We start from the raw sequence: 14,833 nt of genomic DNA on the forward strand, positions 1-14,833 counted from the left end.
ATTTTTTTGTGCTTTTGCCTGAAGGGAGAAAAAATGGTAAAGAAGTTAAATGTTCAAAATATGATTCTCACACTTCAAAAATTTTGGGGTGATAAAGGTTGTATGTTGATGCAAGCATACGATACAGAAAAGGGTGCCGGGACAATGAGTCCTTACACATTCTTACGTGCAATTGGACCAGAACCTTGGAACGCTGCCTACGTTGAACCATCAAGACGTCCAGCTGATGGTCGTTATGGTGAAAACCCTAACCGTTTGTACCAACATCATCAATTCCAAGTTGTAATGAAGCCAGCTCCAGAAAATATTCAAGAATACTATCTTGATTCATTGCGTGCTTTAGGAATTGAACCACTAGAACATGATATTCGTTTCGTTGAAGATAACTGGGAGAACCCATCAATGGGCTGTGCCGGTGTTGGTTGGGAAGTTTGGCTTGATGGTATGGAAGTTTCACAATTCACATACTTCCAACAAGTCGGAGGACTCCAATGTCACCCAACAACTAGTGAAATTACTTACGGTGTTGAACGTTTAGCTTCATACATCCAAGACGTTAACTCAGTTTACGATTTGGAATGGGGCGACGGTGTTCTTTATGGAGATATCTTCAAAGAACCAGAATACGAACACTCAAAATACTCATTTGAAGAAAGCAATCAAGATATGTTATTCACATTCTTTGATGCTTACGAAAAAGAAGCTAACCGTTTGATGGATCTAGGTTTAGTTCACCCAGCTTACGATTACATCTTGAAGTGTTCACATACATTTAACTTACTTGATGCCCGTGGTGCCGTTTCTGTTACTGAACGTGCTGCCTTCTTGTCACGAATCAGAAAGATGGCTCACAAGGTAGCTAAGGCCTTCGTTGAAGAAAGAAAGAAACGTGGCTTCCCACTTTTGGCAAATAGCAATGCAGCAAAGGAGAACGAAAATGACTAAAAATTACTTACTAGAAATCGGTTTGGAAGAAATGCCAGCCCATGTTGTAACAAAGAGTGTTAACCAATTTGCACAAAAAGCTGAAAAGTTTCTCAAGGAAAATCGTATTTCTTTTGACTCAATCGAAAAGTTTTCTACTCCTAGACGTTTAACTATTTTAGTTAAAGGTATTGCTGACAAACAAACTGATATCGATATCAAAGCTAAAGGTCCTTCAAAGAAAATTGCTCAAGATGCTGATGGCAACTGGACTAAGGCTGCTCAAGGTTTTGCCCGTGGACAAAAGATGACACCAGATGATATCTTCTTTGAAGAATTAAAAGGTGTTGAATATGCTTATATTCAAAAACATGAAGACGGTCAAAAAGTTGAAGATGTTTTGAGCCACATGGATGAAGTTATCAAATCAATTACATTCCCAACAAGAATGCGCTGGGGTTCATACGACTTTGAATATATCCGTCCAATTCACTGGTTAGTTTCACTACTTGATAATGAAGAAGTTCCTGTAAAAATTCTTGATGTTACATCTGGCCGCATGACACGTGGACACCGTTTCTTAGGTGAAGATGTTGAAATTGACGACGCTAAGAATTACGTTGAAAAACTTAAGTCACAATTCGTTATTGTTGATGCTAAAGAACGTAAACAAATTATTTCTGACCAAATCGACAAAATTGCTTCAGACAACAACTGGGATATCGATGTTGACCCTGACTTGCTTGAAGAAGTTAACAACTTAGTTGAATTCCCAACTACTTTTGCCGGTTCATTCGACAAGAAATATTTGGAAATTCCTGAAGAAGTTCTTATCACTTCAATGAAAGATAACCAAAGATATTTCTATGTTCGTGACCAAGATGGCAAGTTAGCTCCTTACTTCATCGGTGTTAGAAATGGTAACTCAGAACATATCGAAAATGTTGTTCGTGGTAATGAAAAAGTTCTTGTTGCACGTCTTGAAGATGCTGATTTCTTCTTCAAAGAAGATCAAAAGAAGACAATCGCTGATTACGTTGAAAAACTTAAGTCAGTTAACTTCCACGTTAAGATTGGTACAATGTTTGAAAAAATGGCTCGTGTTCATCAAATCGCTGAACATTTGGCTAAATTGTTCCAACTTAATGACACTGAAACAAAGGATTTGTTACGTGCCAGCGATATTTACAAGTTTGATCTTGTAACAAGCATGGTTGACGAATTCCCTGAATTACAAGGTGTTATGGGTGAGAAATATGCTGAAATCATGGGCGAGACTAAAGCAGTTGCTCAAGCCGTTCGTGAACACTACATGCCAATCTCAGCTGAAGGAGCTTTACCTGCAAGTAAAGTTGGTGCTGCTTTAGCTATTGCTGATAAGATTGACTCATTGGTAACATTTTATGCTGTTGATTTGATTCCAAGTGGTTCAAATGATCCATACGCATTGCGTCGTCAAGCATATGGTATCGTTAGAATTCTTGATAACTATCAATGGTCATTGAACCTTGAAGACTTACAAGATTACTTGAAGGCTAACTTAACCGTTCCTGAAAAACTTGATCTTGCTAAGAATGAAAAAGCTATCAATGAATTTATGATTGACCGTGTACGTCAATTGTTGAATCAAAAGGGTATCAGAAATGATATCGTTGATGCAGTTGCATCTGGTTCAAATGTTGATCCAATCGCAATGATCGATGTTGCCGAAGTACTTCAAAACCATGTTAAAGATGATGATTTCAAAGTTGTCATGGAAGCACTTGGCAGAATCGTTAACTTATCTAAGAAAGCTAAGTTTGGTTACTCAGACGACTTAACAGTTGATGATAAGTTATTCGAAAATCCTTCAGAATCACAATTGAAGGAACAAGTTGCTAAAGTCAGTGATGACAATGCAGAAAACTTATTCGAGCAATTGGCAGCTTTACGTCCTGTAATCGATTCATACTTTGATGAAAACATGATTATGGCTAAGGATGAGAATGTTAAGAATAACCGTTTGACTCAATTAGTTATTGCTAATCACTTGATCGAAAACTTGGGTGACTTGTCTAAGATTGTTACAAAATAGATTTGCCGTCTCCAGATATAAGAATAACTTGATTTCAATTTTAAAAGATAATTACCCAAACAGTCTAATTTCCTTAAATGGGAGTTGGACTGTTTTTTTGGTACGATAATTATAAGAAAGTAGAAAATTAATGCCCTTCATTTGTAGTTATGTTAAGAATGTATAGCAATTACTAAGACTGTGTAAATAATTAAATTATCAGTACAATACGGAATTTATAGTGTATTCGTTCAACTTTTAAAACTAATCTTTTTTTAATTTGTCGACTGTTAATTGTAAAGAATTTGTAGTCTTTTATATAGACTTTTACATACAACCGTGTATAATAAGAAGTTGACAAGCAAACAGTGGTCCCAGTTTGCACTTTTTATGGGAGCACTTTTTTATTTTTAGTCGCTTGTGTACGATTCAACATGTTTGTTTTCCAAAAATGAATGTGTTAGATTATGTTTCTCGGTTTTTATAAACATATGAGGAGGTGACGGCCATGGCAACGAGAATTCCTCAGGAATTCATTGATGAAGTTACCTCGAAGACAGATATTGTCGATGTTATCAGCAAGTATGTACAATTAAAGAAGTCAGGTAAGAATTTGTTTGGACTTTGCCCGTTTCATGAAGAACGAACTCCTTCGTTTTCAGTCGCAGAGGACAAACAAATTTTTCATTGCTTTAGTTGTGGTCGTGGTGGCAATGTTTATAAGTTCATCATGGAGATGGAGAACAAGACTTTCCCTGAAGCGGTGGTTGAAGTCGCTCAGATGGGAAATATCTCTGTTCCCGATCAATATGAAGCTAGAAACACGCAATATCAAAATTCTGACAGTCAAACATTGTTAAAAATGTATGCCGATGCGGCTAAGCTTTACAGCCACATTTTGACAAAGACTGAAAATGGTACTCCAGCTTTGAAGTACCTCAAGAATCGTGACCTTTCGGATGACTTGATTCAGACTTTTGGAATCGGTTATGCGCCTAATAACAATAATCTACTGTTACAGTTCTTCAAGGACCGTGATATCAGTGAAGATGTTTTGAAAAAATCAGGACTATTTGCTGAAAATCAGGAAGGGGAATTATTCGACCGCTTTCGTGATCGAGTTATGATTCCGATAACTGATGAATCCGGCAATATCATTGCTTTTTCAGGACGTATTTTAGATAAAGAAGCTTCAACGGCTAAATATCTCAACAGTCCGGAGACGGAAATCTTTAATAAGGGTAAAACATTATTCAATTTGAATAATGCCAAAAAGGAAATCCGTGAAAAAGGCAACGTAATCTTGTTTGAAGGTTTCATGGATGTTATTAGTGCTTATAAAGCCGGTGTTACCAATGGTGTTGCATCAATGGGTACCAGTTTGACGGATCAGCAGCTTTACGTGTTGAGCCGTTTAACCAACAAAATCAATGTTTGTTACGATGGCGATGATCCCGGTGTTGAAGCTACTTATCGTGCTTTGACCCAGTTGACGGATGAACGTTTCACCTATGGTGTTATCAGTATCCCTAATCGAATGGATCCTGATGAATATATCAGAAGTGAAGGTTTTGAAAAGTTTCAGAATTTGGCTAGTGGTGGTGTTCAAACGCCAATTGCCTTTATCCTGAATTACTTCAAACGTAACTATAACTTGAACAACGAACATGATCAGTTGGAATTTCTGAATCAGTCGTTACACGAAATAGTAAAATTACAATCACCAGTTGAAATCGATATGTATGTTGGCAAGGTCGCTGACGAAATGCATGTGTCTAAGGAAGCCATCAATAAAGAATTAGATGCATTGCGTCGCCAGCAAGCAATTCAAAAGCCTGCTAACAATTATAAAGATGTTCAACAACACGCTTTAGAGCAAGTTACATCGAGCGTCAGGCCTAAATATAACCGCTTGGAGAAGTCCGAACGTTTCTTATTATATTGGGCGATTAACTTTCCAGAAGTCAGAATCAACTTAAAGGGTGAAGGTTTTAAGTTTGTTCATCAAAATTACCAAAGAATTTTTGACGCTTTATTATCGTATGTAGAACAAGATGATGTCGATGATGATGAGATTAATATCTCCGATTTCATGAATGTTTTAGATAATGACGATAAAAATCTTTTGGCTGAGCTAGAAATGATGAATATGCCTGACGAATATAATGACCAAGAAATTGATGATTACGTTCGTAACATTCAAAACTCTGATTTGGAAAATAAGTTAGCTGATCTCAATGAACAACTCAAAAAAGCGGCGATGGTCGGTGACAACAAATTGCAGATGGAATTAGTGAAGCAATTGGTTGATGTAAGAAGAATCCTTAGCAATTAAGCATACTGGAGGAATAAATATATATGGCAACTAAAAAACCAGCAGTATCAAAAGAATTAAAAGCTGCAACAAAGAAACTCATAAAAGATCTTAAAAAGACCGGTAAGATTACTGAAGATGATCTTCAAGAAAAAATCATCAAACCTTACAAACTTAAGGGTGATGCTTTAACTAACTTTGTTAGTGAACTTGAAGATGTCGGTATCGGTGTTGTTGATGAAAAAGGTAATCCTAGTAAACTTGCTCTTCTAAAGGAAAAGAAGGAAGCTAGCAAGAGTAAAAAAGAGGCTACTGCCGCTGCTACAGATATTAAAGTTAATGATCCTGTTCGTATGTATCTAAAGGAAATTGGTCGTGTTCCTTTGCTTAATGCTCAACAAGAAGTTGACTTGGCTTTGAAGATCGAACAAGGTGATGAAGAAGCTAAGCAAAAATTAGCTGAAGCTAACTTGCGTTTGGTTGTTTCAATTGCTAAGAGATATGTTGGACGTGGTATGCAATTCTTGGATCTAATTCAAGAAGGTAATATGGGTCTAATGAAGGCTGTTGAAAAGTTTGATTACCGTCTAGGTTTCAAGTTCTCAACTTATGCAACCTGGTGGATTAGACAGGCTATTACTCGTGCTATTGCTGACCAAGCTAGAACAATCCGTATTCCTGTTCATATGGTTGAAACTATCAACAAATTGATCAGAATTCAACGTCAATTACTTCAAGATTTAGGTCGTGAACCACTTCCTGAAGAAATCGGTGCTGAAATGGATATGCCTACTGGTAAGGTACGTGATATCTTGAAGATTGCTCAAGAACCAGTTTCATTGGAAACACCTATCGGTGAAGAGGACGACTCTCACTTGGGTGACTTCATTGAAGATTCTGATGCAACAAGTCCTGAAGATCATGCATCTTATGAATTATTGAAGGAACAATTGGAAAATGTACTTGATACTTTGACAGACCGTGAAGAAAACGTGCTACGTCTTCGTTTCGGTTTGGATGATGGTCGTACAAGAACACTTGAAGAAGTTGGTAAAGTCTTTGGTGTTACTCGTGAAAGAATCCGTCAAATTGAAGCTAAAGCATTGAGAAAATTGCGTCATCCTTCAAGATCAAAACAACTTAAGGATTTCCTTGAATAATAAAAATTAAAGACTGCCAAATGGTGGTCTTTTTTTGTTTTTTAAATATGCCGCCTCCGGGTGCCAGAGATTTTCGCCTGCTATGAGGACCGACTTGAGCCAAGGTCTCAAGTCTCGCTTTGGAGCCTCGCATAACCCGCGAGTCTCCAAAGTCGCCCTGTGGTGTAATTGCTGAAGCAATAACGCCAACTTCATAGCTGGTGAAATCTCTGGCACCCGGAGGCTAGTTTATCTGTTGGTTTGGGATGTAAAGTTTGTACTAGTTGAATAGAATACATAAAGTTTTTGATTTATGGTTATTATTATTTTTAACATTTATTATTGAAAATTGAAATTGTTACAACTAATTATGTGTCTAATAAATTAAATTTAATATCAATAATATCAGCTTATTTGTGTTAGTTGCTGATGTTTAGCGATTAATATATTTGTATTAAGTATTTATGCATTTGGATACAAAACTTTTAAAATTAGAATCAAGTAATACATTAATCGGAGGTTGTGAGGAAAAGAAGTTAGCAGTGGAAGTGGTGTTATAACGGTGTTTTTTCGCTTTACAGCACAGGACGTCTTTTGGAATTCGCGCACTTTGCGAAGTTCAAAAGCGAGGGTCGAGACCGTACTTTGGCTCGAGCCGGTCCCACAGCAGACTTCTTTCCCTCACAACCGGAGACGGCAAATTAAATATCATGTTAGATAAAAAGCAATAAAAGAGACGTTTTATTGAATATGTTTCTGAAAAAATAGCACTTTTCGTTTATATTTTTTCAGGATTTGATTTACAATTAGTATATCTATTTTTTTGGAGGATGTTATGTTAGATAAAAAGATTTATGATGAAATATTTTCACGTTCCTTTACTATTCCTATTAAAGTGATTTTCTGGGATGGCAAAGAAAAGAGTTATGGACCAGAGGGAAAATCTGATATAACTATCAAATTTAATGAAAAGGTTCCAGTTTCAGAACTTGTTAAACACGCTACTTTGACTTTAGGTGAAGCCTATATGGATAAGAAGATTGAGATTGAAGGTTCAATTCAAAAATTGATTACTTCTGCTTATACTCAATCCGACAGTTTTATGTCTAGTTTGAAATTGAAGAAGTATATCCCTAAGTTCAGTCATACTGAAGAGGGCAATAAAAAAGAAATTCAAGAGCACTATGATATCGGTAATGACTTTTACAAGTTGTGGCTTGATGACACTATGACTTACTCATGTGCTTATTTCCGCACACCAGAAGATACTTTGGAACAAGCTCAAATGAATAAAGTGCACCATATTTTGAACAAATTGAATACTAAGCCGGGCGAAACTATTCTTGATATTGGTTGTGGTTGGGGAACAATGATGTTTACTGCTGCTAAAGAATATGGTTTGAAGGCTAAAGGTGTTACTCTTAGTCAAGAACAATACGATTTTGTTAACCAAAAGATTCAAGACGAAAATCTTGGCGACCAAATGGAAGTTATGCTTGAAGACTACCGTGAAGTTAACGAAAAATTCGATCACGTAGTTTCTGTAGGTATGTTCGAACACGTTGGTAAGGAAAACTTGCCTGGTTACTTCGAAATGGTTAAGAAGCTTTTGAAAGAAAACGGAAATGCCTTGATTCATGGTATTACTGGTCAACATTATGGTGTTGGTGTCGATGCTTGGTTAGTTAAGTACATCTTCCCGGGTGGCTATATTCCTGATGTTAAGGAAAACGTTGGTCACATCTTGGATGCTGGTTTACAAATTGATGACCTTGAACCATTACGTCGTCACTATCAAAAGACCGTTGAAATTTGGGATCGTAACTTCCACAAGGTTGAAGATAAAGTTGATGAAATGTACGGCGAAAGATTTGTTCGTATGTGGGACTTGTATCTTCAAGCCTGTGCTGCCTCATTTGAAAGTGGTAACATTGATGTTATCCAATTCTTATTAACAAATGGACCTAGTGGTACTGCTATGCCAATGACACGTGAATACATGACAGACTTAGACAAGAAGACTGCAGAATAGAGGTTAAAGTGACTTTACTTTCGAAGAGATTACAAGCCGTTTACCAAATGGTTGATGAACATACAAGAGTGGCTGATATTGGATCAGATCACGCCTATTTACCAGTGGAACTGATAGAAGAAAAAGTGGCAGATTTTGCTATTGCTGGAGAAGTTGCCGAAGGGCCAATGTCACGTTCAAAAGAGGACGTTGAAAAGTTTGGCCTCAGTGACAAAATTGACGTTCGATTGGGTGACGGTTTAGCTGTCATTAAAGCCGATGATTTAATTGATACAGTTGTAATTGCCGGTATGGGAGGAATTCTGATTCAAAGCATTCTGACCCGTGCAACTGCTGAGCAATTATCCCATGTCAAAACTTTAGTATTACAACCAAATATCGGTGAACCGCTTGTACGTCACTGGTTGGTTGAAAATGATTTTGCCATCGTTGATGAAGATATCGTTGAAGAAGATCATCACGTTTACGAAATTATCAAAGCCCAGAAAGTCACTGCACCCGTTACTTTGAACGAAGCAGAGTTTTTGATGGGACCAGTTTTGATGCAGAAAAAGACGGCAACATTTATCGCTAAGTGGCAACATAAGTTGAATGGTTATCACAAAGCCGTTGCTAATATGAAACATGCTAAAAAGATTGATCAAGATAAAATTGATGTAATGAACCAATATATTAAATATATTGAGGAGATACTCTAATGGTTAAAGTTCAAGATATTATGAATAAGATAGAAGAATTTGCCCCATTATCAATTAAAATGGATGGCGATCCAACTGGTTTTCAACTAGGTGACCGTGAGCAAACAGTGAACCGCGTTATGACAACACTTGATGTGCGTCCAAATGTTGTGGCTGAAGCAATCGATAAGAAAGTTGATTTAATCGTGGCACACCATCCAGTAATGTTTCATGCTGCACATAATTTAGATTTGGCCTCACCACAAAACCAAATGTATCGTGATTTGTTGTCACATAATATTTCTGTTTATGCTGCTCATACTAATCTTGATAAAGCTCATGGTGGAACCAATGATTGGCTAATGGAAGAACTCGGTCTGAAAAACGTTCGTTTTTTAGATGAAAATGACGACTACTCAATTGGTCGTATGGGTGAAACAGAAGAACCAATGGATCTAGTTGATTTTGCGAAGATGGTTCGCGACGCTTATCATTTGTCGAATCTTCGTTATGTAAAATCTGATTTAGGTCAGAAAGTACACAAGGTTGCCATTATTGGTGGTGATGCTGGTAAGTTTTATCCTGAGGTTTTAAAAGCTGGTGCTGATACTTTCATTACTGGCGATGTTTATTACCATACAGCTCACGATATGATGGCTAATGGCTTGAATGTTGTTGATCCTGGACACCATGTTGAAGCAATCTTTATAAAAGAAATGGCAAATATCCTAAATGATTGGAAAAGGTCTAATAAATTAGAATTAGATATAGTACAATCAGAGGTAGATACAGAACCATATAATTTTTTATAGGGAGCGTATAAAAATGGCAATAAAATATGAAAAATTGATTCCACGTTTTTTGGAATATGCAAAGCAGAATACTCGTTCAGATGAATATTCCACAACAATTCCTTCAACTGAGAGACAAACAGAATTTCTCAAGAAGTTAGCTGAAGAATTGATGGAAATCGGTATGAGCGATGTTAAGATTCGCAAAGTTGATTCATATTTGACCGCTGAATTGCCTTCAAATATTGATTATGATGTTCCAGTTTTGGGATTACTTTCTCACGTTGATACTGCTGATTTTAATTCTGAGGATATTAAGCCAAAAATCGTTGAAAATTACGATGGTAAGAGTGTTATCAAGCTTGATGAGGCAGGCAAATATACACTTGACCCAGCAGTGTTCCCTTCATTGAAGAACTATGCTGGTCAAACACTTATCACAACAAGTGGTGACACATTGCTCGGCTCAGATGATAAATCAGGTGTCTCAGAAATTATGACCGCTATGGAATATTTGATCAATCATCCAGAAATCAAGCATGGTAAGGTTAAGATTGGCTTTGGCCCAGATGAGGAAATTGGTACTGGTGCTGATCACTTTGATGTCAAAGACTTCGGTGCTGACTTCGCTTATACAGTCGATGGTGGTCCCGTTGGACAACTAGAATATGAAACATTCAGTGCTGCTGGCTTGAAAGTTCACATTACTGGTAAAGATGTTCACCCATCAGGTGCTAAGGGAATCATGGTCAACTCCATGTTGATTGCTAGTGAATTCCAAAGCATGTTACCAGCTGATGAAGTTCCAGAAAAGACTGAAGGCGACCAAGGATTCTACCTACTATGCGATGAACAAGGTACAATTGATCACACTGATATGTCTTATATCATCCGTGACTTCAAACGTGATGGCCTAGAAGCCCGTAAGAACAAGGTTATTGAAATCGTTAAGGCTCTCAATGAAAAACACGGAGAGGGCACAGTTAAGATAGATATGGCTGATCAATATTACAACATGTACGATATTATGAAGGATCATATGGATGTTGTAAGAATTGCTGAAGAAGCTATGAAGAACTTGGATATTGAACCTGACGAAACACCAGTACGTGGTGGTACAGATGGTTCAACAATCTCATTCATGGGCTTGCCAACACCAAACTTATTTGCTGGTGGAGAGAACATGCACGGACGTTTCGAATATGTTTCTGAGGAAGCTATGGAAAAGGCTGTTGATGTGGTTCTTGAAATTATTAGATTAAATAGTCAAAAGAAATAAATTAAAAAAATTTGGAAAACAGGAGTTGATAATCGTTAAATTATCAACTCCTGTTTTTTTGTGTGTCTTTAACTTCTTGAAAAATAAGTTATGTAACCTTAACGAAAAAACAAATTGCAGTGTTATTTAAATTAAGATATATGTTTTACGAAAACATATATCTTAAAAACACAAACCAAATAAAAAATAATACTCGAGTTCCAATAAATATCAAGAAATTATATATATTGAACAATTAAAAAAAATACATTAGCCGGAGGGAACCAGAAAATTCAACTGCTGTGAAGGTGGCGTTATGGCTTTAGCCATTACACCACGGGGCGACTTTGGATACTTGCCGAACTTGCAAGGATTCAAAGCGAGACTTGAGACCTTGGCTCAAGTCGGTCCCCATAGCTGGCGAAATTTTCTGGTTTCCTCCGGCGGCATAACATAAATCATAAAAATAGGAATTTATCCCGATTTTTTAGGAATAGCTATTCTTTTTTGAATTAGTCTGATGTTATACTTATTGTATTGAAATATTGATAAAAATTATCGTAGATGAACGGGGTTAAGATTTATCTAACTATAATTTTTTATCAAAAAATGTCATAGGGGGCATGCTAGCAAATAAAATATCTGTTTTCAATCTACGAGACGAAGGGTAAAAGTATATGGGGTTAAAAAGGAAACTACTTTACGCAACTTTATTTGCGTCTAGTTGTCTGCTTTCAACGAATATTGTTAAAGCTGACACTGTAAATAACAACGCTGAAGCAACCGTTAGTCAAAGTATTGCAACTACTGATACTAAAGAAACGACTAATACGACTGAACCAGCAACAGCTAAAACTGCAGATGCTGAAACTGCAACATCTGATCAGACTAAACAAGAGCAAGCACCAGTTCAAGTTCCAACACAAGAACAAACACAGACTCAAGCTCAAACAGTGAACGGCACTGCTAGCAAACCATCACAAGTTCAATCACAACCTGTTGATGGCGTTTACACTGTCGGGGGACAATTGACATATTTACACCATGCTGATGGTTCACAAATAACTGACCGAGCTTTGGGTCCAAACACTGCTTGGTATACCGATACTCACATGACTATGAGCGATGGAAACAATTATTATCGGGTAGCTACTGATGAATTTGCCAATGGTAACAACGGAACATTCACATCATATGTTCAACCTTACCAAGGTAATGCAACAGTTGTTTATCAAAAGGGTTCTAGTGCCCACACGTTCTTACACTATGGTAACAAGGCCACTTATCAAGGCCACAATGTTCCAACCGGTAGTACGTGGAAAGTAAGCAATCACGCTAAAATCAATGGTAAAGAATGGTATGAAATCGGTAATGACACATGGGTTCCACAAGATTATGTCGTTATTAACCAAGGCCAATATAAGGAATCTAAATGGATTTCTGGTGTGCCTTTGATTGCACAACGTCCTGAATTGCCAAATGGCTGTGAAATTACGGCAGTAACAATGATGCTACAATATGCCGGTGCCAAAGTGAACAAAATGCAAATGGCCCGTGAAATGCCACGTAGCAGCAATCCAAATTACGGTTATATTGGTCAACCATGGGATCAAACAGGGATTACTATTTTCCCATCAGCTTTGATGAACTTAGTTGAGAAGTATGCTGGAACGGCCAAAGATTTAACTGGTCAAAACTTTGATGCAATCAAGTATCAAATTGATATTGGCCATCCAGTTGTAACATGGCATACATTGTATGGCTTCCCATACCATGCTTTAGTTGTCACAGGTTATGATCCAAATTATGTTTACTACAATGATTGTTGGACTGACCAAACACTTCAAATGGGGATTAACCAATTCATTAACAATTGGAACACGCAAAATAGACGTGCAATAAGTTATTAGGGGAGAAACAAATGAATAAAAAAGCAAAACTATCATTTATTTGTGGTATGGCACTAACAATGTTGGCAATTACTACTCAACAAAATGTTAAAGCTGACACAACTACTGATAATCAAGTAACAACTACAAACACTCAAAGCCAAGCCGTTTCTCAAGCTACTGCAGTAACAACACCAACTGACAATCAAAAAGCCGTTGATACTCCTGCTGCAGCAACTGACGATACAGCCAATGCTCAAGCAACAGTTGCTAATACTACTGATGCAACTGCAACTAATGATCAAACGACAGCTACAACTACCGATGCAGCCACTGATCAAAACGCAGACACACAAGCAGATGCTACAGCTTCAAACATCACACAATTAAGAGGAATTGTTACAACTAGAAACCAAGCAACTCCACTTTACAAACAAGATGGTTCAGCTATTACTGACCGTCAACTTGGACCTAACACTCCATGGTTCACTGACCAAAAGTTACAATACAATGGTAAAACTTACTACCGTGTTGCTACTAACGAATATACTGATGGTCAAGATGTTGTTTTGACATATGGTAACGCCGCTGACGGTATCATTCGTGTTAAATCATCTGGTGCTGTTAACTTTTCACGTACTGATCAAGGATTTGTTAGAAATGGTTCAGCTAACCAAGCTGCTAACACTGTCTGGAGATACAACCGTACTGACAAAGTTAATGGTTTGACTTATTACCAAATTGCTAACAATGTTTGGTTAAATAGTGACGATGCTACAACTGCTGCCGCATATCAAAACCCAAATGGTTGGCTACAAATTCACAACAGCCAAATCCAACCTTCTGGTGGTGCCGTTGGTTATGATTTGTACAATGGTGTTGAAGGTATCAAGACATATTTAGTAAGAAAGTACTTCGGTTATTCTAATGCCCACACAATCTATGACGGTTCTGTAGCTGCTAGTGTTAGAGCACTTCAATCAAGAAAAGGTCTTCCTGTAACAGGTGTTGTTAACTTGGCTACATGGAAAGCTATGGGCTTTGTTGAGAGCACATGGTACGGTATCGACTCATATGTTGCTCCATTACAAACTAATATGACAAGTACTCGTTCAGATCATATTGAAGCTATGATTAACCAAGCATACAAGTATCTTGGTCAACCTTGGATTTCTGGTGCAGCTTCAAGCCCATCATATGGTGTTGACTGTTCTGGATTAGTTACTCAAGCACTTTACGCTTCTGGTATTGATTCATCACCAATTTCAAATATTCAACACGCTCAACCAGGTCACGAATGGAATAGCCGTGATTACTGGGCTGATAACAGATTACCTCGTGTAAACTTTAACGACCGTCAACGTGGAGATTTAATTTTCTTCGCTGATCCATCAACTGGTGTTGTTTGGCACGTTGGTATTCTTTTGAACAAGGATACAATGATTGAATCATGGCCATTTGCCGTTCAAGTACACTCAATCTACTCATCACGTGGAAACATTGTTGGTGTAAAACGTGTATTCCATTAATCTATAAAAAAGATTGAAGGGTAGTCATCTCCAGGAACAGGAATATTCACCTGCTCCTTCCGACTAATTTAAATTTTATTAATGTAAAATTACTTTATGATTAGTCTGATTAAATAAAACTATTTCAATATTGATTGTAAATCTAAAGACAAACTGAAATTATCGAAAGGTAATCTTAGGTTTGTCTTTTTTTGTTGCAGATAACAAAAAAAGCCCTAAAAAATCAG

General features: G+C 37.2%; 10 protein-coding genes. All 10 read left to right on the forward strand.

The window, feature by feature from the left end; genetic code table 11:
• The first annotated feature begins 33 nt into the window (after nucleotides 1-33).
• Nucleotides 34-945, forward strand: a complete 912-nt coding sequence (gene glyQ / locus AAA923_RS02120; RefSeq protein ID WP_338214317.1) for a glycine--tRNA ligase subunit alpha — start codon at nucleotides 34-36, stop codon at nucleotides 943-945.
• The gene (glyS, locus tag AAA923_RS02125) at nucleotides 938-2,998 is read left to right on the forward strand and encodes a glycine--tRNA ligase subunit beta (protein WP_338214318.1); all 2,061 of its coding nucleotides are present in this window, start codon (nucleotides 938-940) and stop codon (nucleotides 2,996-2,998) included. The genes glyQ and glyS overlap by 8 nt, the downstream gene beginning before the upstream one ends.
• A gap of 487 nt (nucleotides 2,999-3,485) precedes the next feature.
• Nucleotides 3,486-5,312, forward strand: a complete 1,827-nt coding sequence (gene dnaG / locus AAA923_RS02130; RefSeq protein ID WP_338214319.1) for a DNA primase — start codon at nucleotides 3,486-3,488, stop codon at nucleotides 5,310-5,312.
• A 23-nt stretch (nucleotides 5,313-5,335) separates the two neighbouring features.
• A complete protein-coding gene (rpoD, locus tag AAA923_RS02135) occupies nucleotides 5,336-6,451 on the forward strand; it encodes an RNA polymerase sigma factor RpoD (RefSeq protein ID WP_338214320.1) in 1,116 nt (371 codons plus the stop codon).
• 814 nt (nucleotides 6,452-7,265) lie between these two features.
• Nucleotides 7,266-8,462: a class I SAM-dependent methyltransferase gene (locus tag AAA923_RS02140; protein ID WP_338214321.1), complete on the forward strand. Its 1,197-nt coding sequence runs from the start codon at nucleotides 7,266-7,268 to the stop codon at nucleotides 8,460-8,462.
• Nucleotides 8,463-8,470: 8 nt separating this feature from the next.
• Nucleotides 8,471-9,160, forward strand: coding sequence for a tRNA (adenine(22)-N(1))-methyltransferase (locus AAA923_RS02145; protein WP_338214322.1), 690 nt, complete (start codon nucleotides 8,471-8,473; stop codon nucleotides 9,158-9,160).
• Nucleotides 9,160-9,951, forward strand: coding sequence for a Nif3-like dinuclear metal center hexameric protein (locus tag AAA923_RS02150; RefSeq protein ID WP_338214323.1), 792 nt, complete (start codon nucleotides 9,160-9,162; stop codon nucleotides 9,949-9,951). Before AAA923_RS02145 ends, AAA923_RS02150 begins: the two co-directional genes overlap by 1 nt.
• A 13-nt stretch (nucleotides 9,952-9,964) precedes the next feature.
• Nucleotides 9,965-11,209: a peptidase T gene (pepT, locus tag AAA923_RS02155; RefSeq protein WP_338214324.1), complete on the forward strand. Its 1,245-nt coding sequence runs from the start codon at nucleotides 9,965-9,967 to the stop codon at nucleotides 11,207-11,209.
• Between the two features lie 656 nt (nucleotides 11,210-11,865).
• A complete protein-coding gene (locus AAA923_RS02160) occupies nucleotides 11,866-13,098 on the forward strand; it encodes a C39 family peptidase (protein ID WP_338214325.1) in 1,233 nt (410 codons plus the stop codon).
• An 11-nt stretch (nucleotides 13,099-13,109) separates the two neighbouring features.
• Complete coding sequence (locus tag AAA923_RS02165; RefSeq protein WP_338214326.1) at nucleotides 13,110-14,606, forward strand: C40 family peptidase; 1,497 nt, start codon at nucleotides 13,110-13,112, stop codon at nucleotides 14,604-14,606.
• Nucleotides 14,607-14,833: the final 227 nt, after the last annotated feature.

The sequence above is a fragment of the Companilactobacillus muriivasis genome, from assembly GCF_036246245.1.
Classification (GTDB): Bacteria; Bacillota; Bacilli; order Lactobacillales; family Lactobacillaceae; genus Companilactobacillus; species Companilactobacillus muriivasis.